This window comes from Alkalinema pantanalense CENA528 (assembly GCF_050753345.1).
Classification (GTDB): Bacteria; Cyanobacteriota; Cyanobacteriia; order Leptolyngbyales; family Leptolyngbyaceae; genus Alkalinema; species Alkalinema pantanalense.
The window spans coordinates 1-24,589 of record NZ_JBLZFX010000072.1; the positions used below are offsets into that span (position 1 = coordinate 1).

General features: G+C 50.8%; 18 protein-coding genes. 9 read left to right on the forward strand and 9 right to left on the reverse strand.

Translation table 11 applies throughout. The annotated features are described in order from the left end of the window. Positions 1-89 precede the first annotated feature (89 nt). Both ACN4EG_RS19510 and ACN4EG_RS19515 read right to left on the reverse strand, forming a co-directional pair. The gene (locus ACN4EG_RS19510; protein WP_431631855.1) at positions 90-557 is read right to left on the reverse strand and encodes an EVE domain-containing protein; all 468 of its coding nucleotides are present in this window, start codon (positions 555-557) and stop codon (positions 90-92) included. Positions 558-709: 152 nt separating this feature from the next. Then, complete coding sequence (locus tag ACN4EG_RS19515; protein ID WP_431631856.1) at positions 710-1,156, reverse strand: winged helix-turn-helix transcriptional regulator; 447 nt, start codon at positions 1,154-1,156, stop codon at positions 710-712. 217 nt (positions 1,157-1,373) lie between these two features. On the opposite strand from ACN4EG_RS19515, the gene ACN4EG_RS19520 reads away from it, so the two are divergent. The 4 genes from ACN4EG_RS19520 to ACN4EG_RS19535 all read left to right on the forward strand — a co-directional run bounded on the left by ACN4EG_RS19520 (position 1,374) and on the right by ACN4EG_RS19535 (position 4,531). Then, positions 1,374-2,036, forward strand: coding sequence for an alternative oxidase (locus ACN4EG_RS19520; RefSeq protein ID WP_431631857.1), 663 nt, complete (start codon positions 1,374-1,376; stop codon positions 2,034-2,036). Positions 2,037-2,290: 254 nt separating this feature from the next. After that, on the forward strand, positions 2,291-3,115 hold the full coding sequence (locus ACN4EG_RS19525) for a squalene/phytoene synthase family protein (RefSeq protein ID WP_431631858.1): 825 nt from the start codon (positions 2,291-2,293) through the stop codon (positions 3,113-3,115). A 178-nt stretch (positions 3,116-3,293) separates the two neighbouring features. After that, positions 3,294-3,941 carry a hypothetical protein gene (locus ACN4EG_RS19530; RefSeq protein WP_431631859.1) on the forward strand — a complete coding sequence of 216 codons (648 nt, stop codon included), beginning with the start codon at positions 3,294-3,296 and terminating at the stop codon, positions 3,939-3,941. 251 nt (positions 3,942-4,192) lie between these two features. Further along, entirely contained in the window at positions 4,193-4,531 is a 339-nt protein-coding gene (locus tag ACN4EG_RS19535) for a P-II family nitrogen regulator (protein ID WP_431631860.1), read from the forward strand. A 207-nt stretch (positions 4,532-4,738) separates the two neighbouring features. Here the strand turns inward: ACN4EG_RS19535 and ACN4EG_RS19540 are convergent, their stop codons facing one another. Beyond that, positions 4,739-8,044, reverse strand: coding sequence for an AAA family ATPase (locus ACN4EG_RS19540; RefSeq protein ID WP_431631861.1), 3,306 nt, complete (start codon positions 8,042-8,044; stop codon positions 4,739-4,741). Between the two features lie 386 nt (positions 8,045-8,430). On the opposite strand from ACN4EG_RS19540, the gene ACN4EG_RS19545 reads away from it, so the two are divergent. From ACN4EG_RS19545 to ACN4EG_RS19555, 3 genes are all read left to right on the forward strand, one after another. Then, positions 8,431-9,183 carry a hypothetical protein gene (locus ACN4EG_RS19545; protein ID WP_431631862.1) on the forward strand — a complete coding sequence of 251 codons (753 nt, stop codon included), beginning with the start codon at positions 8,431-8,433 and terminating at the stop codon, positions 9,181-9,183. Positions 9,184-9,497: 314 nt separating this feature from the next. Next, a complete protein-coding gene (locus tag ACN4EG_RS19550) occupies positions 9,498-10,805 on the forward strand; it encodes a cytochrome P450 (RefSeq protein WP_431631863.1) in 1,308 nt (435 codons plus the stop codon). A gap of 364 nt (positions 10,806-11,169) precedes the next feature. Continuing rightward, complete coding sequence (locus ACN4EG_RS19555; RefSeq protein WP_431631864.1) at positions 11,170-12,588, forward strand: alkaline phosphatase family protein; 1,419 nt, start codon at positions 11,170-11,172, stop codon at positions 12,586-12,588. Between the two features lie 108 nt (positions 12,589-12,696). On the opposite strand, the gene ACN4EG_RS19560 is transcribed toward ACN4EG_RS19555, so the two are convergent. Continuing rightward, on the reverse strand, positions 12,697-13,917 hold the full coding sequence (locus ACN4EG_RS19560; RefSeq protein ID WP_431631865.1) for an NAD(P)/FAD-dependent oxidoreductase: 1,221 nt from the start codon (positions 13,915-13,917) through the stop codon (positions 12,697-12,699). Between the two features lie 243 nt (positions 13,918-14,160). Beyond that, positions 14,161-14,442 (reverse strand): hypothetical protein, encoded by a 282-nt coding sequence (locus tag ACN4EG_RS19565; protein ID WP_431631866.1) that lies wholly within the window; start codon positions 14,440-14,442, stop codon positions 14,161-14,163. Between the two features lie 1,219 nt (positions 14,443-15,661). Between ACN4EG_RS19565 and ACN4EG_RS19570 the strand changes: the two genes are divergently transcribed. Together ACN4EG_RS19570 and ACN4EG_RS19575 are read left to right on the forward strand one after the other, a co-directional pair. Beyond that, complete coding sequence (locus tag ACN4EG_RS19570) at positions 15,662-16,834, forward strand: hybrid sensor histidine kinase/response regulator (protein ID WP_431631867.1); 1,173 nt, start codon at positions 15,662-15,664, stop codon at positions 16,832-16,834. A 182-nt stretch (positions 16,835-17,016) separates the two neighbouring features. Next, entirely contained in the window at positions 17,017-19,329 is a 2,313-nt protein-coding gene (locus ACN4EG_RS19575) for a PAS domain-containing sensor histidine kinase (protein ID WP_431631868.1), read from the forward strand. A 59-nt stretch (positions 19,330-19,388) separates the two neighbouring features. Here ACN4EG_RS19575 and ACN4EG_RS19580 read toward each other — a convergent pair whose 3' ends face one another. From ACN4EG_RS19580 to ACN4EG_RS19595, 4 genes are all read right to left on the reverse strand, one after another. Further along, the gene (locus tag ACN4EG_RS19580) at positions 19,389-19,817 is read right to left on the reverse strand and encodes a hypothetical protein (RefSeq protein ID WP_431631869.1); all 429 of its coding nucleotides are present in this window, start codon (positions 19,815-19,817) and stop codon (positions 19,389-19,391) included. A gap of 63 nt (positions 19,818-19,880) precedes the next feature. Further along, positions 19,881-21,047 (reverse strand): anhydro-N-acetylmuramic acid kinase, encoded by a 1,167-nt coding sequence (locus ACN4EG_RS19585; RefSeq protein WP_431631870.1) that lies wholly within the window; start codon positions 21,045-21,047, stop codon positions 19,881-19,883. A 22-nt stretch (positions 21,048-21,069) separates the two neighbouring features. Next, on the reverse strand, positions 21,070-22,887 hold the full coding sequence (gene thrS / locus ACN4EG_RS19590) for a threonine--tRNA ligase (protein WP_431631871.1): 1,818 nt from the start codon (positions 22,885-22,887) through the stop codon (positions 21,070-21,072). Positions 22,888-23,214: 327 nt separating this feature from the next. Continuing rightward, the gene (locus ACN4EG_RS19595; RefSeq protein WP_431631872.1) at positions 23,215-24,348 is read right to left on the reverse strand and encodes a Gfo/Idh/MocA family protein; all 1,134 of its coding nucleotides are present in this window, start codon (positions 24,346-24,348) and stop codon (positions 23,215-23,217) included. Positions 24,349-24,589 lie beyond the last annotated feature (241 nt).

Below are 24,589 nucleotides of genomic sequence, written 5' to 3' on the forward strand. Positions count from 1 at the left end.
GGGGTAGGAGAGTAAAAGGGTAGGAGGGTGGGGGGATGAAGAGGGGATATTATTTCTTGGCAAATCCCTTAGTTACTAGGAGCGAGCCGCTAGGGCTGAGTGGTGAAGGCTCCGAGTTGTAGGATTCGCTGGGCGATCGGGATTTCCACAGGCATCACTGAAAGGCGATTCCCTTGGCGCACCACCAGTAGTTCTTCGGGGGAAAAGGCGGTTTTCAACTGCTCCAGGGTAATCAGTGTCGGTAGGGTTTCCACATACTGGCACTTGACCGTATGCCAGCGGGGCGCTTCCGGCGTAGCTTTGGGATCATAGTAGGGATTGGCGGGATCAAATTGGGTCGGATCAACCACTTGGGTTTCCACAATTTTCATCAACCCCGCAATGCCCGGTGGTTTGGCGTTGGAGTGGTAGAAAAAGGCAAAGTCACCCACCTGCATCGATTTCAGGAAGTTACGGGCTTGATAATTGCGCACCCCATCCCACAGCCCAATGTTTTCCTTTTGCAAATCATCGATCCCATAGACATCGGGTTCTGATTTCATTAACCAATAAGCCATAACCAATCTACGATCGTCGCAACGTCCAAACCAGCGATTTCTTACTAAGCGATTTCTTACTAAGCAATTTCTTACTATACGGTGAAGTGACTTGCCCAATGACGTGCAGTCCCCAGTGAAGTGGCTCATCCGGTGAAGCGTTAGGTAAAGCATTAACCCGTCAAGTGTTCATCCATGAAGGAATTGGAGCGATCTGGAGCAGAACAGGTTTGCAGTTGAGTCAAGCCACAGAGGCAGTTATCCTGGGCGAGCCAGCGTCGCCCCACTTGGTACAGCGCCACCAAAACGGGTTGAATTTCTCGCCCCTTATCCGTCAGCCAATATTCCACATGGGGCGGCACTTCTGCATAGATCTGTCGATGCACTAAACCATGCTTTTCCAACGATCGCAGTCGTTGCATTAAGGTTTTGGTACTAATTCCCGGCAAGGCTGCCAACAGCGTATGAGTTCGCTTTGGCCCTGCAAATAACTCCCGCAGAATGGGTAAAGCCCATTTGCCTTCCAGGACGGTGAGGGTGTACTGGATTGGACAATGCTGTTCTGGCTCAGGACAAAAATTTTCCATGCGATCGTGGGTGGGGTAAACAGGCAGTGGCATTGCCTCTCCATTCTGGGGGGTGGTTACGGGAGCAATGGACTTTTTCTAGAAAATTTTCAACATTCCTTTAGAGTCCTTGCAAGCCCTGATCTCACCCCAATCTTTTACTCCAAGTTACTAAGTGCCCCCCTGCGTAAGTACCTTGCAGGGTATGAGGGGATCGCTAGGATGCGAATATCACTCATCCACCGTTTATTCACTCTCCCGGAGCTACTTCATGATTCGCCTGCTTGTTAGTATTTTGGTCTTTGTGATGAATACGGTCTACCGCGATCGACCCATCCAGCGGTTCTATGTGCTGGAAACTGTGGCGCGGGTGCCCTATTTTTCCTACTTATCTGTCCTGCACCTGTATGAAACCATTGGCTGGTGGCGCAAAGCCGATTGGCTGAAAGTCCACTTTGCAGAGTCGTGGAATGAACTGCACCACCTGTTGATTATGGAAGAATTGGGCGGTGCCGATGTTTGGATCGATCGCTTCTTGGCACGCCATGTGGCTTTGCTGTACTACTGGATTATTGTGGTGATTTATGTCCTGTCACCGCGATCGGCCTACCACTTCATGGAACTGGTAGAACAACACGCCTACCGCACCTATGACCACTACCTGAAGGACTGCGAAACCGAACTCAAGGCGGCCCCTGCTCCACAAGTCGCCATCAGCTATTACCGGGATGGGGATCTGTACATGTTTGACGAGTTTCAAACCGGCTATAAACCCGCCGAACGTCGCCCCAGTGTGGACAACCTCTACGATGTCTTTGTCAACATCCGGGATGACGAATCAGAACATGTCAAAACCATGGTGGCCTGCCAACGCACCGATGCCCAAACCACCTTCAAGAGTCCCCATACTTCAACGGCCTTACCTGCTAACTGAGCCCTAGGCCGCAGGTTCAAACCCAGACTAAACCCATCCAAAACCGATGCTAAACCGAGCAGTGGGAGCGCAACCCACTGCTTTTCTTGTCCAATGCTGGCTAGAATCGAAGCTACAGATATTCAGCGCCAAACCATGAATTTCCTGGATAGCCCTTGTCAGTAACAGAATTTAGGGTTTTATTTTAGGAAGAAATACCCAATAGGCGTGGGTTTTACAGTACGCCGGGTCTGAAGTGAGGAGTAACCACCAGCATGAGCCACCACGGTCAAACCGCCCTTGAGGTCTTGAAAGAGACGAGTCGGACGTTTTTCATCCCTATCAGTCGTCTACCATCAGGGCTGTTGGAGGCGGTCGCCTCGGGCTATCTCTGCATGCGAGCGATCGATGAAATTGAAGATCACCCCGACGTGGATAATACAACCAAAGCCCTTGTTCTACGCGAAATCAGTCAAGTGTTGCAATCGGGGGTCACTGGATTTACGAACCAAGATTTCGATCGAGCCTTTGGTCAGTATGCCGATCAGTTTCCGGAAGTCTCCCGTCGCTTAGGCGAATGGGCTAGCTATGCCCCCAGTGAGATTGCGCCGCGCGTGTGGGAAGCCACCGCTGCCATGGCCGATCGCATGGCCTACTGGGCAGAGCGCAATTGGGATGTGCAAACGGAATATGACCTCGATCGCTATACCTTTAGTGTGGCAGGATCCGTTGGTTTGTTGCTATCTGACCTATGGTCATGGCACGACGGCACCCAGACCGATCGCATTCAAGCGATCGGCTTCGGGCGCGGATTACAAGCGGTGAACATTTTGCGGAACCATCGCGAAGATTTAGATCGGGGAGTCAGTTTCTTTCCGGATGGGTGGACGGTTAAGGATCTCGATGACTACGCTCGGCGCAACTTGCAATTGGCCGATCGTTACACCGAAAGTTTACCCAAAGGCCCTGCTCGGGACTTCTGTGAACTGCCCCTTGCCCTCGCCCATGCCACCCTGGATGCCATGACCCACGGTTTCCCAAAACTGACGCGCTCCCAGGTGATGGCCGTCGTTGCTCAGTTCACAGGTTTACGAGGATAGGAAGTTGCTCTAGAAGAATTTCTAGAAAATCCTGGGGGAGGAGTGCGTCGGTTGCCAAAATTCAGGCTATCCTGTGGCATCTGATCGCACTAACTGAAACCCCTGAGGCAACAGTCATACTTCTGGTTACCCTCTCGATTTCGGTTGTTCCCATTCAAGAACTAGGTATCCATTTCCCATGCGTCATTCTAGAGCTGCTGGACAGATCGTTTCTGCGGAAACTTCCTATTCTCCCTCGGTCCCGATTTCCCTGTACCGGGAGGTCTCCTCTGAACTGCAAGCCACCAAGGCTGCTATGGAGTCTGTCAAAAATCAGAACCGCCAGTTACTCCAACAAAACCAGCAACTCCGCCAGGAAATCGATCGTCTGGCAAAATTGGTGATGTATACCCAGGAAGCGGTCAGCCATCTGCCCAGTTTGAAGGATGATCCCGTAGAAATTTCGATCGAATCTAGCAGTAATAGCCCATTTGTGATAACTGGGATCGCAGAACAATTTGCGGATCCTACGATCGGACAATCTTCCCTAGCCACCAAATCTGTTCGGGGATCTCAGGGAGCAGGGAACCGCTCAGGTAAACCCGTCACAAAACCCGTCACCCTGGCGAGCCCACGTAAGCCATCCCATGCAGCCAAGCCATCCCATGCAGCCTGGGTCATAGAGCAGCCTAGCAATCCCTCTGGGGGCACAGGACACGCCTCTGCGGCAACGGGCACATCCCTCCCCTTCAGTGGCTGGAAGTTGGCGATCGTGATTCCGCTGATTGTCCTGACGGCCTTTGGTGCAGGCTTTTTGTTGGTGCGTCCGCTGATTTCTTCCAAGTAGTGCCACAGCTAAGCACCACAGCTAGTCTGCACAGAGCATCAAGAGACCTCCTGGTAAGCCTAACTATCCAAACCTCAAGGCTGCGGGGATGATTACAGAACCTCTCAGGAATTTCGAGATTCGGGGGAATCTGATACCATCAGCTACAGTGGGGTAACATCCGCTACAAAGTTTATGGTTTAGCAGTGATAGCAATAGGTTTTGCTATCTATATAGCAATCACATAAAAGATCGACAAGGAGTGTGGAACCTTGAAAAAGGTTGAAGCAATCATCCGCCCATTTAAGCTGGATGAAGTTAAAATTGCCCTCGTCAATGCTGGAATCGTCGGCATGACTGTTTCCGAAGTACGAGGATTTGGTCGCCAGAAGGGCCAAACAGAGCGCTACCGGGGCTCTGAGTACACTGTTGAATTTTTGCAGAAACTGAAGATTGAAATCGTTGTTGAAGACGCACAAGTTGACATGGTAGTGGATAAAATCATTGCCGCTGCTCGCACAGGCGAAATTGGAGATGGCAAAATCTTCATCAGCCCAGTGGATCAAATTGTGCGGATTCGGACTGGCGAGAAAAACGTAGAGGCCATCTAGATTGCTTCGTTCCCCTAGGATCGAAGTCAATTTACGGTTACTCATCTTGAATGGTTGAAATCCTACGAACGCATTTATTGCAAGATTTCGTAGGATTTTTCTTTTGTTCGTGAATTTGATCGAGGCAGGACGTACCGAGATCGCCAGAACAACTGCATAGCCGCGATCCCAGTCAATTTACAGGGGATTTGCAGGTCAATTTACGGGTCACATGAAAAACGTGAGTTGCGAGCCTAATTCAGTTTTGTGAACTTCGATGCGAGATTGGAAGGCGTCCCGGAAGTAGGGCATATGGGTAACGGTGAGGATACAGGCAAAATCTGGCGAGATGGCATTAATCGCTGCAATGAGTCGATCGCAACCTTCCTGATCCTGCGTACCAAAGCCCTCGTCAACAATTAACATTTGTAACGCAGTCCCCGATCGTTGGGACAACAGCCGTGCCAATGCTAGGCGAATTGCAAAGTTAATCCGAAAGGCTTCTCCGCCGGAATAGGTTTCGTAGGGGCGGGTTCCTTTGGCATCGGCAATGACAATATCCAGGGTTTCCGCCAATTTTGCCGTCTGGGATTTGCCTTTTGCGTTACGCCGTTGGGTGACAAACTGCACATGTAGTTGGTTATTCGTCAACCGGGTCAAAATTTGATTGGCGAGGGTTTCCAACTGCGGCAACACATTTTCAATCATCAGGGCTTGAATGCCATTTTTGCCAAAGGCTTGCACCAGTTCTTGATAAATGCGGTGCTGCTGACGGGTTGTTTGTAGCGATTGTTGCAGCGTTACCTGGTCTTGGAGCAAGTACGATCGTTGCTGTTGCTGCTGTTGTAATTGCCCCAGTCGCGAAAGCGTCGCATCCAGGGTTTGCCGCTCCCCTTGCAATTTTTGCTCTAGCTGTTGAATTTGGGCAGCGGGTTCCGGGGCGGCGGCCAAGCATTTTTCTAGATATTGGCACTGCTGGCCTACACTTTCTAGGCTGACCAGTTTGGTTTGCAAGGACTCTGCCAGGTCTTCCAGCCGCTGCCGCAGGTGGGGATATTGCTGCTGGGCTTGCTGAAGTTCTTGGTAGCGCAGTTGACTGGCTTGCACCTGTTTGAGGGCCATTCTCAGGGCATTGTGCTGCTCTAAGCTATAGCCTAGGTCAGCTAGGTGCTGATCATACTGGGCGAGGCCCTCTGCCAGAGTCGTTTCTAGTTGGGCAATGTGGGCGGTGCAGTCATCCTGCTGGGCTTGCAGTTCCGGCAACCGTTGCTCAATTTGGGTTTGTCGCCGTTGGGCTTGTTTGATTTCCGCTTGCTTAATTTCCGCCCAGCGCCAGCGATCGACCAGTCCTCGGGCAATGGCATGGTTACGATCGTCATAGTTCAGCTTCTCCAACGTTCGATCTAACAATCGCAATTCCTCTTGCAGATCGGGCGCAAATTCTCCGCTCCGCAGTTGGTACTCCAGGTGCTGAACTTCGTCGAGTAATTGATCTAAACTTTGCCGACCGGATTCGTTGGCCTGTAGCTGCTCCTGAAGCTGGCCGCGCCGTTCCAACACAGAACCGTACTGTTCCAAGCGTTTTTCAATATCGCGATATTCCTGGCGCAGCACTTGGATTTCCCGTTCCGAGACCGCCAATTGTTCCCGAATTACCCAAATTTGCTCCAGAATCTCTTGCTGTTTTGCCAAATGTTTTTGCACCACTAATTCCCAGTGATGCTCATCCAAGGGCCGATCGCACAGGGGACAGGGAGGAAAATCTGCTAAATTTGCTTCAGCATTCACCCCGAGATTGGCCGTAGAATTTGCGTCAGCATCGATCGCAGCATGACCTGAGCCATAATTGCCAGCGGCTTCTTGGAGTGTAACGGTAGCCCGATCTCGCACTAGGGGCAGATCCGTGGAATCTGCCAGTTCAGCGATCGAGTCCCTAGCTTCATCCTGATGCCGTAGCAGGGCTGCTTGCAACTCTGTGGTGAGGTGGGCCTCTTCGCTGCGGTGCTTCAGTAACCGAAGAATTTGATCGACCTCGGACAATTGTGCTTCGTAATCCCGTTGGTGAGCCTGCAACCGTTCCATAAAGTTGCGCCGTTCTAATCCCTTTTCCCGCACCCGTTCTTGGTATTTCCGCAGTTTATCTAGCTCATCAATGCGATCGCAGACTTCCACCACCGCCTGCTGCAATTGCGGCTGCTGGGATTGTTGCTGCTCCATTTGCTTCGCACTGGTGCGGAGTTCATCCAAGCGGGCTGTGACGCGGGCAGTGGCTTGATCGATCGAGCGTTGTAATTGCTGTTTGCGTTGCAGCAGGGGCGCGACTTGAAGTTGTACCCGATCGAACTGCTCTAACTGCTGGCGGGCACTGTGCAGATTGGCTAAACCTGCCTCTACATCGGCCATGTGACTCAGGATATGCTGGTTCTCTTCCATCTGCTCACGCAAGCTTTCCGTTTGCGCCCATAGCTGCTGCTGCTGTTGTTGCAGTTCATTGAGCCGTTGCTGGTGTTGATTGAGGTACTGTTGTTTGCGCGTTTGCAAGTCTTGATAGAGCTGGAAGCGATTGGCTAAAAACTCTTCCTGGGCTTGCAATTCCTGGGAATGGAGATAGGCTGAGTAGATGGCGGATTCTGCCTGTAACAGTGCCACGATCGCTTGATAGCTCTCCTCCGCCTGCTGATATTCCTTCTGTAACCGCTGACAGTCCTGCTGGTGTTGCTGATGTTGTTGCCGATGCCATTGAAGCTGTTGTTGCCAAATCTCCCGCTGATGCTGTTGTGTTTGCAAGGTTTGCAGAATTTTTCGATCGCGAATTTGCTGTTCTTGCAGACTGGAAAGTTGCTGCTCCAGTTCGGCCTGCTGGGTTTCGAGATTTTGCAGTTGGCTGAGTTGCTGTTCGATCGAAGCTTGCTGGCGCTCTAGGGCATCAACTTCGGCTTTAAACTGACGGGCTTGTTCCTTGGCTTTTTCAGCGAGTTCGTCGTACTGTTGCAGCTTCAGCAGATCCGCCAGAATTTGTTTACGATCGCTAGGGCGCTTCAGCATGAACTCATCGGCCCGCCCTTGGCGCAGGTAAGCAGAGTTAACAAACGTGTCGTAGTCTAACTTTACATGTTCCAAGATAAATTGTTGTGTTGCCCGTAATCCCTTTTCCGTTAAGGGTCGAAACCGTTTGGGAAATTCATCAACTAACGGATCCAAAGCGATCTGAAATTCCAACACCATGCCTTGACCGCGATGGCGGCTACGAATCACACGATAGATGTGGTGATGAATGCAAAAGAGAAATTCGACGCGGGTTTCACTTTCGCCAAAATGAATGATGTCATCTTCGATCGCGGCTCGACTTTCGCCCCAAACAGCCCAGGAAATCGCCTCCAGCAACGAAGATTTGCCTGCCCCATTCGCGCCGGAAATGCAAGCCGTGTGCAGCCCCCGAAAGTCCAAGGTGGCTTCCCGATAACTCAAAAAGTTATTCAATTTGAGTTGCAAGGGAATCATGCTACTCGCCTGAGGAATACCGACGCGGGTCAAACCCTGCGCTCACCAGTACAAACACTCACCAATACAGATGCACGTCAATACATACGAACGCAATTTACAGTGTAGATCGCCAAAGGCACGATCCGTAAGGGGTTGAGGCAAATTTCCCGATCGTTCGTTGATTGTTCTTCGATCATTCGCCGCTCCTGAGGAGATCGTTGAGGCATCCTTTTGGGTTCGATCCGGATCATCGGAGGCTGATCGTTGGACGATCGAATCATAGATCGAGTCATAGCTTAATGCCGTTGGGCAGGGCCTGGCAATACTGTCTGACAGAGGCCAGGAACCTTCTGGGAACTCCTGCGTCAAGCAGCTTAAGAACCACTCCTCCACAGAAACTCTAGATTATGGTTAGCTCACACACGTTGGCTCATTCATTGGATCATGCTTCTGATCGCACCCATGATCATCCGACTGTTTCCTCTAGCTTCAAACGCTGGCAAGCGGGAACGGCCCTGATGATTGCCCTAGGAACGCCGATCGTGAACTTGGCTCCGATCGCCACCTTGGGGGCACAGGCTCAATCGACGCCCACAACGATCGCCCAAACCAATCAACCCGTTCTCTTTTCCCGCACGTTGCGGATCCCCGTCGGAACCGTCCTTCCGGTGACCTACGAGAAGGCGGAAAAGATTATCGTGACGCCCGACGAAACGCAGAAGCTTGATTTGACCATTCCCAGCAATATTCGCGCCAGTAATGGCACGCTGCTCATTCCAGCCGGCAGTACGGTAGAAGGTGAACTGCGGCCTGCTACGACGACGAACAATGAGAAAGGTTCGCGGTTTGTGGCTAAGACGCTGATCCTCAAGGATGGCAGTAAGGACGGACTGCGGATGCCCCTCGATGCTTCGTCGAATATCATTACCCGCAAGGAAACGATCGAAAAGGGGAACCAGACGGCTTCGGTTCTGACCGGGGCCGCGATCGGAGCGGGCGCAGCAACGATTATCTCCGGGGTGACGGGGAACCGGAAAATCACCTTGGGTAAAATTCTCATCGGGACGGCAGGTGGTGCCCTAGGGGGCCTGTTGCTAGGTAAACCGAAAAAGACAGAAGTCGTGGTGATTAATTCCGACAGTGATTTGGATCTGCGGTTGGATTCCCCCCTGGCTTTTAATCGCTACTAAGGTCATCGCTTGACCCAGTGAAAATTTGAGGTGAATTAAAGGGTTCAGGGTTCATGTTTTGGGTGTGAGTCTGGGGAGTGAATGCCGTTCGCTCCCATGGCTGCACTATTCCGGTTCCTCTCCTTGTGTCACGGTTAGTCTTCTCACAAGTTGCTCTTCTCACAAGTTGGTCTTCTCACAAGTTGGTCTTCTCATGATGAGCCTCTCCAAATGTGGGGAGGTTTTTTCTTTGCCCAGTCGCTAATGCCACGAGGGAATGATTAGAATAGCCCTAGCCGCCTAAGCCACGATCTAAACATCATTAGCGCGATCGCATGCAGTCAAACCTAACCCATCTCCCCCCTCCCCCCGGCAGAAAAGGTTTACCGCTGATTGGCGAAACCTTGGAATTTGCGAGGAATCCCAATTACATTGCCGATCGCTACGCTGAATTTGGCCCGATTTTCAGCACTCGGTTCGCAGGGAAAAACACTGCCTTTATGGTGGGGCCAGAGGCATTGGAATTTATTTTGTCTACAGGCATGGATCACCTGACCTGGGGCGATGGCTGGCCGCAACCCTTTCGATCGCTCCTGGGTCGATCGCTGTTTCTGCAAGATGGGGCAGAACATCGGCGCAATCGCAAGTTGCTCATGCCTGCGTTCTACGGAGCAGCCCTAGGGCAATACCTAGAAACCATAGAGACGATCGCCCAGCAATATCTAAACCGTTGGGAGCAACAACGCCAATTCCAATGGTTCCTAGAATTCAAAAAATTCACTTTTGAAGTTGCCAGTAATATTTTTCTGGGGGCAGAAACTGGCCCGGAAAATCAACGCTTAAGTGAATTATTTACCCAACTCTCCGACGGACTTTTCTCGTTTATTAACTTCCCCGGTACCAAGTTAAACAAAGGATTGACTGCACGGCGAAAAATCCTCGCCCATGTCAATCAAGTCGTTAATCAACGGCGGGAAAATCCCACCCACGATGCCCTCAGTTTGCTGTTGCAGGCAACGGATGAGACGGGCGATCGGCTCAGCCAGGAGGAACTCTGTAATCATGCCATTCTGATGCTATTTGCGGGCCATGAAACCACAACGGCAATGCTAACGTGGTCAGTTTTGGAATTAGGTTGCCATCCAGAAATTCTACAAGCCCTTCGTAGGGAACAGGAGATATTGGATCATGCACCGCTAACCCTGGAAACTTTACAGAAAATGCCTGCCCTCGATCGCTTTTTGCTGGAAATTGAGCGGTGTCATCCTCCAGTCGGAGGTGGGTTTCGAGGTGTGGTCAAAGGCTTTGATTTCAAGGGTTACCATGTGCCTGCGGGATGGCTTGTGCAGTATTCGATCGCCTATACCCATCAGTTAGCAGAGTTGTATCTGGAGCCGGAACGGTTCAACCCCGATCGTTGGCTAGAAGATAAGCCGAAACCCTTTGGGCTAGTGGGGTTCGGGGGAGGGCCACGGATTTGTCTAGGGTTGGCCTTTGCCAAGATGGAAATGAAGTTAATGCTGGCACATTTGCTGCGGAATTACGAATGGCACCTTCTGCCCAATCAGCGCTTAAATCCCGTTATTATTCCCGTTTGTCGTCCCCAGGATGGCTGTCGGGTGGTGTTCCAAGGGCGATCGTAAGCACTGAATACGCTCAATGAATTCTCCTAGAAACTGTCAAGCTTTTTGAAGGGATGCAATATAGCATCAATCAATACATTTTTTTATCAGTAGAAAATTACGATCGTAGGATCTAGCACAAGCCTTGCCATCAATCCTGAAGCCCAGAAAGCTTAAATTTTATGACAATTATGACAAATCCAAAAGTTTACGTGTAGTTCCCATGAAGCTTAGGCAATTTCACCAGATCTTTAAAATCTGTTCGGTAGAATCAGTCAAAAAGCACCTGTTCATCCAACCTCCCTTCCTCAGCTTGACTCCAACCCAGTCCGATGCTGAGGCATTCGTCAATCTATTGTGACCGTTTAGAAGAGATCGAAGTACCATGTCAGGCCGAAAAATTGTTCTGTTTGAGTTGAACGAAGTTCCTTACAAGCTGGTCGATCATTTTTGTCAAACTCGTTCCCAATCCCACTTGGCAAAAATGCTGACCAAAGCCCAGCAATACAAAACCTACGCAGCCGACTCCGGGGAACTTTCACCAACCAAAACTTGGCCTACCGTCCATCGTGGCGTCAACAACGATCGGCATGGCCTCACCAACTTCGGTCAAGAACTCGATGAAGTCAACCGGGCCTACCCCCCCCTGTGGCAAATCCTCGCCTCCCAAGGTGTCAAAGTTGGCGTGTGCGGCTCCTTCTTCACCTTTCCCATCACCGACACCATTCAAGACTACGCCTTCTACTTACCCGACGTCTTCGCCGCAGAAAGCACCGCCTATCCCCAACCCCTAGAAGCGTTTCAGTCGTTTAACCTCTCCATGTCCCGCGCATCGGCCCGCAACGTCTCGAAAAAAATTGATGTGTCCGGTGCTCTCAAGCTATTACCTGCTCTGCCAAAACTCGGTCTCACCTCCAACACGATCGGGCAGATTGGGCAACAACTCTTATCCGAACGCCGGGATCCCACCGTTAAAACCCGCCGCCGCACCTATCAAACCCTGCTCAGCTTCGATATTTTCCTCAAGCAATTGCAGCAAACAAAACCGGACTTCGCCACCTTTTTCACCAACCACGTCGCCGCTAATATGCACCGTTACTGGGCTGCGGCCTTTCCTGAAGACTACAAAGTCTTCAATCTCAAGGACGCATGGGTCAATCAATTTCGTAACGAAATCGACTTTGCCATGCAGAAAGCCGATGAGCTGCTGGGTCGCCTCATCGCCTTCGTCGATCGCAATCCCGAATATGTCCTAGTCGTCGTTTCCAGCATGGGACAAGCCGCTTTCAAAGCTGAACACGTTTCCTCCTGCGTGGGCATTGTGGACTTTCCCCGCTTCATGGGACAACTGGGCCTTGATACTGCAGATTACGAAGAACGTCCGGCCATGGCTCCCATTTTCAACATCGCAGTCAATCCTGACAAACAAGACTGTCTACGGGGAAAAATCGCAACCTTAGCTATTAATGGCCAACCCTTTGCCCAAGAACTAGAAGAAGGCTTTTTTGAATTCTGCTTCAAGTATTTCCAAAACTACAGTGGCCCGGAAGTGATTCACGTAGAAGGACAGCCGCGATCCTTTGCGGAAATGGGCCTTGCCAGCGTCCCCCACGAAGATGGTGTGTATCTCACGGGCGATCACATTCCCGAAGGGATCCTCTTCACCTACGATCCCAAACAGACCGCCCCAACGCCTGCCCAACGGACTAAAATTTCTACCCTAGACATTGCGCCTAGCATTTTGGAAAACTATTCCGTTCCCATTCCAGATTACATGAATTCTCCATTCCAATTAGTCGCCTAGGGGATCTGCCTGACGCCACTCCTAGACAAGTCAATGAACTGATACTAGAGATGCCCCGATCGTTTCGATCGAGGCATTTTCTTTAGTATGGATTATCAGCCGTTCGTACTAATTCCAAGCCGGGAAAAAGTGCTGCCCCACCGATCGCTTGAGGCGATTCATGGCCCGTTCTGTCATTTCCGTAAAGTGTAATTCATCACACAACAGTTGCGTTGCAAGGCGCGTGCTTCGTTCATACTTCACACCATACTTGTAGCAAATCCCTGGCCATTGATAAAACACCTTCGCCAAAGCTAGCGCTGCATCAAAATTGCCCGCAAACTCCCGATGAATCCGTTGGGTATAGTCCTGCGCCGCATCCTCCGCTAGACATTGCCCCGCAATATGGCCACTTTTGACCGCGTGCAAAATGCCATCCCCAAACAAGGGATTGACCAAGCCTGCAGCATCGCCTACTAAGAGGATCCGTCCTTCATGCAGGGGTTCCTTCCCAGACCAAGTCGGCAAAGGATGACCATGGAAGCGTAATTGCGATCGATCGTAGGCCACCCCCACCGCCGTCAAATAGTCACAAATCGACTGTTGCAGTTCTGCTCGTACCGTTGGGTCTTTGCGGGGATCCAACTTCCCAGGACGAAACAAACCCGCTCCAACGTTGAGGTGATCGCCCTTCGGAAAAATCCAAGCATAGCCCTGCTTCACTGCACCATACTCCAGATGCACCACCTCAGGCCGTAGATCAACATGTCCCAGTCCCCGCTGCCAATCATGGGGATGCTCCACTTCCAGCGCGATCGCGATCGCCCGTTTTCGGCGCAGTTGAGTGGATTTCACCACTACCCCATTGGCCCCATCGGCTCCAATCACATAACGGGCCTTGGCTGTAAACTCTGCTCCGGTTTTGATCCCCTGCGCTTGCACCACCACACCATCCGCCTCGGGAATCACCGATCGTACCGCCACGCCATCCCGCAGTTCTGCCCCAGCCCGAACCGCCCGTTGCGCCAACGCTTGGTCGAAAATCGATCGCTGCACCATCCAGAGGGACAATTTCTGCGACACCCCATCTGGATTGATGGCTCCCAAATAGGGATCATCAAAGTTCCAGGTATGGCGCATATGGGTGACATTCGACTCCACAAACGCTTCCGGTGCCAAGTCCCACAAAAATTGTTGGAGCGTCATGGGCATCCCGCCACCACAGGTTTTATGACGCGGCAAGAATTGCTTTTCTAGGAGAGCCACCTTAAGGCCCGATCGAGCCGCTTCCGCCGCCGCCATCGCCCCCGCAGGCCCCGCCCCACACACCACCACATCATAAGTTTGCATCTTCACTTCCATCCAATCGTCTAGGGAGTCTAGGAAATCTAGATAGTCTAGGCATCTAGGGAATCTAGATAGTCTATTGCCTTCAGCAGTCTAACTTAGGCCATTCTGCATTGGAAATAGTTGGATCCTAGTCACAACCACTCTGCCTCCCCAGGACGATCGGATTGCAACAACCTGAAATTAAATATCTCCCAAGGAATTGACAGCAAATTGGCGCGTAAATTCAAGCAATTCACGAATTTTTCAGGCATTTTGCAACAGTTTTTGGAGACCCTGCTGCTGCCATTCTCCCCCTTGCATTGCCAATCCGACCATATAAGTATCCAGCATCCTCACGATGACTACGGAGTAATCTTCCTCCGATAGCTGACTACCGAGTTCATAGGCTTGATCTTTTCTATGGAGCGGAAATATTTGTAACTTCACGAATATTTCACCCTGACAATTCACTCCGTCATGGACGCGATCGTCCAACCAGAATTGAAAAAAAATACAATCCGAACCATTTGCTAATCTCAAAGCCATGATGAATGTGAACCGTCTAAAGTCTGTATAAAATGTAACAACCTCTTCTTTAGCCCAACAGAAAAAACACAAGACCTCTCAAGCATTGTTTGAACAGAACTATCTTTGCCTAAAGCCCGAGAGACGTCTCTAGCCCCAATCCTAAGAACCTTAACTCCAAGATATAGACAAAGTTTTCCCTTTGTCACCATCAAAGCAACTAGATTAACTTAGATATTGCTCAGGCTTTACAAAAATCACAAAGTTACTTTTGCACTTAGACAGTTTTAAAGGCAGTATGAAATCTGGATTCCACCTGCTCCCTACTTAAGAATATTCCTCCTCTTAATTTACAGATTCTTGTTGCGGGAATAGATAAATTCACTGATGCGAACCGCCACTCCCTCGAAAACATCCCCATTGAAACATCCCAGATCTAAACCATTCACGCCCCTGGAATGTAGCCCTTCATCCCTAGATCTCTCCATAAAGACGGGTGATTAGTGATCACAACAAGATATATTTTTCTCAAAAGTTTTATTAGCTAGTATCTGACAGCCCTTTACTTGAACCATGAACCTAGTAGACCTTGACAGCACAGACTTTAGGTCTTACATCCGTTCATTCCAGTGATGCAGTCTGCTGTATAGACTCTCAAGGTTGATTAAACCTTACGCATTTCTTACAATCATTCGAAGAATCTTAGTGTTTTTCTAAAAAGTCAACTTCTCTTTCCATTTATAATAGTCATTACTTACTTAATAATTCATTCAGAAGTCAGTAGAGAGGTGATTCTAGTAGCAATTCACTACAACTTTCAAATAATTAAAAACCTGTTGCATTCGATTTTCCTGATTTTTGATTCAGACTGAATTACGTCTTTATCCGACACTTTCACTCTAGTCAGTCTCTCTAAAAATCATCAACAGAGATTATATAGTTATATGGATGGTGTATGTGCATTCTACAAGTTAATCGCTTCTTAAATATAGATTCCGCAATTTAAGACTCTTAAACTGTGCGGCTCGTCAGGTGATTGTGTTATGCCTTGTGATGCAGGGTTGATTGGTGAAAATTGATCGGTGAAAATCGAGTAATGCTCAATCAATGTGATTCCTCAAGTTTTATTGATTAATTTCGCTGAGATGCTCAGCTTGCTTCTGTTTGACAGGGTGGGCACTAAAGTCTCAACCGGTTGAAGACAGTATCATCAAAAGGGGGTGGAGTAGTTATGCGGATTATGGTGATTGAAGACGAAGAGGATGTTCGATCGAATATCGTAGAAATTCTTGACTCCGGTGGCTTTGAACCGATCGACGCCAGCAATGGTGCTACGGGACTGCAAATGATCCGCCAGTATCATCCAGACTTAGTTTTGTGTGACATCAAAATGAGTAATGGTGATGGCTATGCAGTTTTGCAGGAACTGCGTCGTGATCCGACAACCGCTGCCATTCCCTTTGTCTTCTTGAGTGCCAAAACCGATCGCTCTGATGTGCGCCACGGTATGAATCTAGGTGCAGATGACTACCTCACTAAACCATTTCGGCGCGTTGAGCTCTTAGAAGCAATCACCGCAAGACTGAAGAAACATCAATCTTGTAGCCAACCCCCAGCAGTGGCCTTGCCCCCCTGCGACACCTCTGATACCGCCACGTCTGAGACGGCTGCCTCTGAGACTGCTGCATCTGAGTCCGCCGCTTCCGCAACCCAGGATTGGGTCAGCGCCGTCAGCCATGACCTACGCGCACCGTTAACGACGATCCGCATGGCCCTGCGGATGATGGAAATGATTCCCGATCGCTGGCGGCAGTATCTTAACGTAGCGCAATTAGCCTGTGAACAAGGCGATCACTTAATTGAACAGTTGTTGGATCAATACGTTGCAAGCACTGCCGAGGTAGATCTATCTACCACAATTTTGGATTTACGACCTTGGGTGCAACAGCGAGTAGCAGCCTTTGAAGTCCAAGCTCAAGTGAATCAGCAGATCCTGACCTTTGAGCTCCCTCCCTCCCTTGAGCATATTGACATCAATGAGATTACGCTCCATCGGGTGTTGGTGGAACTGCTGCACAATGCCTGCAAATATACTCCATCGGGAGGGAGCATTCGTCTCAAGCTAGAGATTCCCCAAACTACACCATCTAGTCTCCGAATCACGCTGAAAAACTCCGCCGAAATTCCAGCAGCTGACTTGACCAAAATCTTCGATCGTTTTTACCGCGCGACCCCTTCCCTCATAGGCTTTCCCAAATCCCACAGCGGTTCACCGCCTAAAGGCTCAGGACTAGGACTAGCCCTAGTGCAATCTCTAGTCAAACAAGCCAATGGAGAAATTTCGGTACAAAGTAGCCAAGGCTGGACAACTTTTTACGTCAGTTTACCTTGCACCATTGTGGCAAACCCATAAACCCTGCACAATATACGATAGCGATATAGGATATCTGCCGAGGATATCTACGCAATGATCTTTGCCCATCCTCAGTCAGCCCTGAACAATCCCCCCCTTAACGCAATTGTCTCTCCCCTATGATGCAAGACGAGGCCAGGGTTATCTCCCGACTATCCCCTCCATCGCAGAATTCATTGCAGATGAGTGAAGCCCGATATAAAGCCTTAGTCAATACCTTAGTCCATCATAGTTCTGATTTAGTTGGGTGCTGCCTCCAGGATGGAAGCCTAACTTTTGTCAATGCCGCTTTCTGTGACTTTTTGCAAACCCCACAGGAAGCAGCGATTGGCAATAACTTATTACACCTTTTACAGCAACCGGCCAACTATCCCACCTTAGCGGAACAGTTGCAAATTCTTTTGGCTCAGGTGGGGCCTCAGTGTTGGGTCGTAGAAGCAGAATGGACACCTCTCGAACCCCCAGATTCTGAAAGATTCCGTGCCCATTTGCCCCAATGGCAGGGGTTGAAATCACAGCATTCATGGCGTTGGACTTTACAAGCCATTGCGGACAATTTAGGCAACATCGCAGAAATTCAGATTGTGGGGCGTCCTATTTTGACCCCATGCCCTCATCCTACAGGATTAGCCCAGGCGCAAATTCTTCACTTTGTGCAGAGTATGACGGATGGCGTCCTCATGCTCGATCGCCAGTGGCGTTTAACCTACCTTAACCCAGAAGCCGCAAGGATTTTACGTCAACCTGCTGCTGTCGTGATGGGACAGGTGTTGTGGGAAGCCTGTCCTACATTAGACCAGTTGCCTGTCGGCAATTGTTTGCGACGGGCAATGGAAATGAGTACACCTCAGGAAGGCATTGAGTACTCAATTGACGATCGTTGCTATACGGTACAAGCTTATCCGTCCGAAATCGGATTGTCTGTCTGCTTCCGCAATATGACAGACATGGCTAAAACTGTACAAGCCAGGAACCAAGCAGAAGCGGGTTTACGAGAAAGTGAAGAACGGTTTCGCCAATTGGCAGAAAATATCCAACAACTCTTTTGGATGTATTCCGTTGAAGACAAGCGGTTAATCTATATGAGTCCCGCCTGTGAGTCGGTGCTAGGGGAAACCAGTGAAGCCTGTTACCGCAAGCAGTGGCATGATTGGTTGGAGAGTGTAACATTACCCGATCGGGCAGCAGTGCTCCAAGCCAGTAAACAATCCCGCAGAGGTCAGATCACGGAAGTTGTTTGCCGGATCCTGCGTCCCGATGGAAGCGAGCGAGATTTACTCACCCGAGCCTTTCCCGTCCGGAATGCAGCAGGTAAGGTCTATCGAGTCGCGGGAATTGCAGAGGATATTACCGATCGGCAAAAACAGGAAAGCTGGCTGCGGCTGTTGGAATCTGTGATTGTCAATGCCAACGACGCGGTCGTGATTACCGAGGCCGAACCCGTGCAACTCCCCGGCCCCCACATCATCTATGTCAACCGTGCCTTTACCCGCATGATGGGCTACGAACCCGAGGATGTCATTGGTAAAACACCCCGCATTCTCCAAGGCCCCAAAACCGATCTCCACACCTTAGAACATATTCGATCGGCTTTACGCCAATGGAAATCGGTCTTGGTGGAAGTCGTTAACTATCGCAAGGATGGATCGGAAATTTGGGTAGAGTTGAGCATTTTTCCCGTTGCCGATCAAACTGGTCGTTACCACTACTGGGTGGGGATCCAACGGGATATCACCGAGCGGAAACGGGCGGAAACAGATATGAGGATCGCCCTGGTCAAAGAGCGAGAACTCAGTGAATTAAAATCTCGCTTTGTCTCTACCACCTCCCACGAATTTCGTACCCCCTTAAGTACCATTCTCTCATCAGCGGATTTACTGGAATACTATGCTGCCGATGGGTCGCCTAAAAAACAACTGGAGCACATCAACCGAATTCAGAATGCTGCCCTCAATATGAATCATTTGCTCAACGACATTTTGATTATTGAACGGGCAGAAGCGAAAAAACTGAAATTTGATCCGATCGAACTCGAACTCCGGAGTTTCTGCCAAACCCTGATTGAAGAAGCTCAACTGAACGATCGGCATCAACACCCCATCCAGTTTTTCCTCACCCCAGACACGGCCACGCTGCCTGCCTACATGGATGAGCGGCTGCTCGGCCAAATTATCAACAATCTACTTTCCAATGCGATTAAGTATGCCTTGCCCGCTAAAGGAATTACAGTTAACCTCAGCTGGACAGCCAGCCAGGTAATGTTACGCATACAGGATGAAGGCATTGGGATTCCCCTAGAAGATCAAGCACGTCTCTTTGAACCCTTCCATCGAGGAACCAATGTAGGATCCATTTCAGGGAATGGCTTAGGGCTCGCGATCGTCAAGCAGTCCGTGGAAATTCACCGAGGCCAGATTCAAATCCATAGCCAAGTCAACGTGGGCACAACGATTCAAGTCACCTTGCCGCGCTTTGCCCCCCGATCGTCGCCCTAGAGGACTGGCTTGCCGTTAGGGAAACTCATGGATATAGGGAAACTCATGGATCGCTAGGATTAGCTGACTTGACGCTCTAGTACAGCTTCCATGGAACTGGTCATGTAATGTCCGGATAGAATCCCACTGGACATGTAGTACTGGGTGTCCCCAAACCGATACATTGTTTCAAAGCCACTGCGCCGCTGCTTGTCTCCGATCGCGCGGTAGTGCTGCACAATCGACTCCGGAGCCAGCCAACCTTCGCCTTCGACGTGTCCCATATCGCTGTGTTGCAACACAAAAGTGTAGCGACGATCGCCCATGTCGAAGCGGCCTCGATATTGAAAATCGATGGGTTCACGATCGCTATCTACAAAGATCAGTCTCATCACCATGTTGAACCACTCATCTCGGCTCCAACTGACAAGAACCTTTCCTTTAACTGTAATGGGCACGCCATTCCGCTCTGTCCAGCTCCCCTGCAACAGCCAGACCCCAGGCTCCATAAGAAATGTGTGGTTCACAATGACAAATTTGCTATAAGGATGAATTGATCTCCCAATGGGAACCTATGCTATCACGCAAATTTTCTCAGTAACTTGGTGAATTTCCCCTAAAAGCACAGGTTGCTTGGCTCCTGTCACCTCCGGAAGATTACCAGGAAGTTTCAGGATATGCCAGTAGGCTAGCACAGCAAAGGCGATCGCTTCTTTGGCGTCACCATTCAGGCCCACGTCATCGGTGGTCTTGACCTGACTCTCCGGTAGGTGTGCTTGAATACAAGCCTTGAGGTAAGCATTCCGGCTGCCGCCGCCACACAGTAAAACTTCCTGGGGAACCTTGGGCAGAAATGTCCGGTAATTCAAGGTGATCGAGGCAGCAGTCAGCTCCGTCAAACTAGCGAGAAAGTCGGCATCGGATAGGTTGGCGACCTTAGCATCAGCCCAACATTGCTGGAGATAATCGGGGCCAAACAGTTCTCGACCCGTGGATTTGGGGGGTGGCTCCTGGAAAAACGGATGGGTGAGCCAGCGATCAACCAGTTCCCGGCAAGGCGTGCCCTGGGCTGCCCAAGCCCCGTTGCGATCGTAGGTTTGCTGGCCTTGGGAAAGCTGCGTTACCGCTAAGTCAATTAACACGTTCGCAGGCCCCGTATCCCAACCCCGCAATTGTAGGTTCGGATCCTGCAATTTTGACTGCACCGAGGGCAAATAGGTCAGATTACCAATGCCCCCCAGGTTTTGTACCACGCGATCGTAGGTGGAATGAGTTAGCAGCGCCGCATCCACGGGGGGAACGACGGGCGCACCTTGGCCCCCCACGGCAATGTCCGCTGCCCGAAAGTTGCTGACTGTTGGGACTCCGGTTTGCTGGGCAATCCATTCACCCCGACCCAGTTGGAGACTGTAGCCCATTCGATCGGGGGTGGGCGGGCGATGAAAGACCGTTTGGCCATGGGAGCCAATCAGTTGGGCGGGGGGCTGATCTTGGTTAATGGCGATCGCCGCTTCGGCAAAACAGGTCGCGATCGCATCGTCCAGTTCCGCCAGTTCCGCCATGGATAGGGGCGACCCAGCACAGACGGCCAAGATACGATCGCGCAATTCCGCCGGATAGGGATAGGTGGCAAAGGCCAGCAGTTCCGCTTGCAGGTCATCCCGTTGGCCAGACAAGTTGACCAATGCCGCATCAATCCCATCCACCGATGTTCCACTGATCAACCCAATGACTCGCATGGTTCCCCCCTCTGCTCAATCCCTAAAAATTGCCATGGTTTGCGTTGGCCGCTTGTAAGCGATCGCAAACTTCAGCCACCGGAATGGATCCCAGTTCGCCCGCTGCCCGAGTTCGAATACTCAAGGCGTTGGATTCCACTTCCTTGGCTCCCACCACCGCCATGACGGGGATTTTCTCCTTCTCGGCATTGCGGATGAGTTTACCCAGGCGATCGCCACTGAGATCAACCTCCGCCCGGATGCCCAACGCCTGCATCTTCGCCACGGTTTCCTTGGCAAAGGGAACAAAATCATCGCCCACGGGGAGCAGACGGATTTGCACCGGAGCCAACCAGGTGGGGAAATCCCCCGCGTATTCCTCGATCAGAATCCCAATCAAGCGTTCCAGGGAACCAAAGGGAGCCCGGTGCAGCATCACAGGCCGTTTGCGCGTCCCGTCTTCCGCAACGTATTCCAAGTCGAACCGCTCCGGCAAGTTGTAGTCCACCTGCACGGTGCCCAGTTGCCATTCCCGCTCGAGGGCATCCTGGAAAATAAAGTCGAGTTTGGGGCCATAGAAGGCCGCTTCCCCAATGCCCTCAAAGTGCTCCATGCCCAGTTTTTCCACGGCGTTACGAATGGCGGCCTGGGCTTTTTCCCAAGCATCATCGGAACCGATATATTTCCCTGGATTTTCCGGATCCCGGAAGCTGAGACGGGCTTTAAAATTCTTGAGTTGCAAACTCTTAAATACACTCAAAATCAAGTCCACAACATTCATGAACTCATCGTTGAGTTGCTCCGGCGTCACAAACAGGTGGGAATCATCCACGGTAAAGCCACGCACCCGTGTTAGGCCACCCAGTTCCCCCGATTGCTCGTAGCGATATACCGTTCCAAATTCCGCTAACCGCATGGGCAGTTCGCGATAGGAACGCAATTCACTCTTGTAGATCTGAATGTGGAAGGGACAGTTCATCGGCTTCATCACAAAACCGATTTCTTTGTCCTTCTCTTCTTCGTTGTCCGCCATCATCGGGAACATGTCTTCTTTGTATTTCTGCCAATGTCCCGAAATTTTGAACAAATCGACACGGGCAATGTGGGGCGTAACGACGGGAAGATAGCCGCGCTTGGTTTGTTCCTGTTTGAGGTAGTCTTCCAAAATCGATCGCAGCAACGTTCCCTTGGGCGTCCACAGGGGTAAACCGGGGCCAACGGGATCGGCAAAGATAAACAAGCCCAGCTCTTTCCCTAATTTCCGGTGATCGCGTTTTTGGGCTTCTTCTTTACGACGTTTGTATTCGTCCAATTGCTCGGGGGATTGCCAAGCGGTGCCGTAGATCCGTTGCAATTGGGCCTTGTTCTCATCTCCGCGCCAGTAGGCTCCGGCAACGCTTTCCAGTTCGATCGCCTTGGGATCCAATTCGCTAGTATTTTCCACATGGGGCCCCGCGCAGAGATCCCACCACTGATCGCCCAAGTGATAGAGCGTAATGGGTTCGGTTTTGATGTCCGCCAGAATTTCCAGTTTGTAGGGTTCACCAAGGGCTTTGATGCGTTGTTCGGCCTCTTCCCGGCTGACTTCTTCGCGCACCACGGGCAGTTTTTTATTGATGATTTTAATCATCTCTTTTTTGATCGCCTTAAGATCCTTATCGGTAAAGGGTTCTGGGCTATCAAAGTCGTAGTAGAAGCCATTCTCAATCCAAGGCCCGATCGTTACTTGGGCTTTGGGAAAGAGCTTTTGTACTGCCATGGCCATCACATGGGACGTGGTGTGGCGAATTTTTTTGAGATCTTCCGACTCGCTGGTTTTGGGGAGATGAATTTTTTCTTCGGACATGTGTTCTTCGGACATGATGTGACTCCAAGTACGGAAGGCCAAGGGTTGGCCTAGGGATGGGGAAAAACGCTAAAAATTGGGGACTCGTTACCGTCCCACAGTAGTTCGGGTTCCCCGATCGCGAATGGCATTCCAGTTTTGGAGGTTCCGAAAATCCATAATTGCTGTTGTCTGTAATTTTGACGATACGACTGCCAAAGCACTAGTCTAACGTATCCGATCGCCCCTGGACGGACTCTTTCCAGGGATATGGTGGGGATATGGTCGCCTAGCAAACATCCTAGGGTTAGGAGAGTCAAAACTAGGCACGGAAGAGCCCAGCGAAAAGCCTGATCCAACCGACTAAATCTCATCATTTAGAAATGGATCGAGTTCCGGTACTTCCACCCATTGGTGCATTTCATTAGATTGGTGGCAACAATCCATAATCAGTTGGGAGTAGACCCCTTCTCGCAGGGAGGGCGCGATCGCGGTTTGCTGATCGATGCTGTTCACCCATTCGTTTACGACGCGCACGATCGGGGCAATGCGGCCATCATCAAATACGCGGGGAAAGGCGAGACGATCGGGTACCGGAAGTTCAGCTAAGGGTTGGCCTGACTGACTGCCCCAGACCTGGAAGCCGTGGACATAATCCTTCTGGTTACTACTGCCCACCACTAGCGTGCCACGATCGCCGTAGACCTCCAGAAAATGGCCTCGGCCTTGCATCGTGACGGAACTGAGGCAGACTTGAATGGGCGTGCCGTCCAACAGTTCTAAGGTGATGTTGCTGGTGTCGTCAGCGGTGACGGGTTTGAGTTCGCCCGTTGCCGGATCGGTGCGCTCCACAATGGAGGTGCTGAGGCGAGCCGAGACACCCCGAACCGCTCCAAACAGCCAAGTGAGATAGTCAAAGGCATGGGATCCGATCGCGCCCAAGACGCCCCCACCCTGTTCCTTTTGGGCATACCAGTTCCAAGGGCGGGAGGCATCGGCGCGGCTAGACACGAGCCAATCGACTTTGATGTAGCGGGGTTGACCCACATAGCCCTGCTGAATCAGTTCCGCAAAAAATTGCCAAGCGGGAATGTAGCGGAACTCGAAGTTCATCGTGGCAGCAAGAGCGTTTTCGGTAGCTAAATGGTAAAGTTCCCGGGCTTCGATCGCATTCAGGGCCGTCGGTTTTTCCAACAGAATATGTTTCCCTGCCGTTAGGGCTGCCTTGGCAAGCTCGTAATGCAAAAAGGGTGGGGTGGAAATGCTGACCGCTTGCACTTCAGGAATCGCTAGGATTTCGTCGATCGTCGTGCAAGCGTGGGGAATCTGGTGGGCTTGGGCGATCGCTTGGGCTTTTGCTGGATCCCGATGGTAGACCGCTACGACTTGGGTGCGATGGTGGGTTTGCAGGGCGGGCAAGTGCACCTTTTGGCCAAATCCAGTGCCCACGAGGGCCACACCGATCGTTGATGATTCCATTCCAGAGCCAGCCGCCATAACTTTTCCCACAACCTTTCCCAAAAAACCCTTCCCATTTTACCGGAGGCGGGGGATAGCTCCATGGCAACTCGTCAGGATTACTGCAATGGGTGTTGCAATGGGGCTGGCAATGGGGATGCGACCAGAAATTTTGCCTTGAATAAATAGTACTAATGTATTGACAAGTTTTATCGGATCAACTAACGTACTAGTGTACTATTTGGGTCGAGATGAATGCAACTGGGGACACCCAATCCCT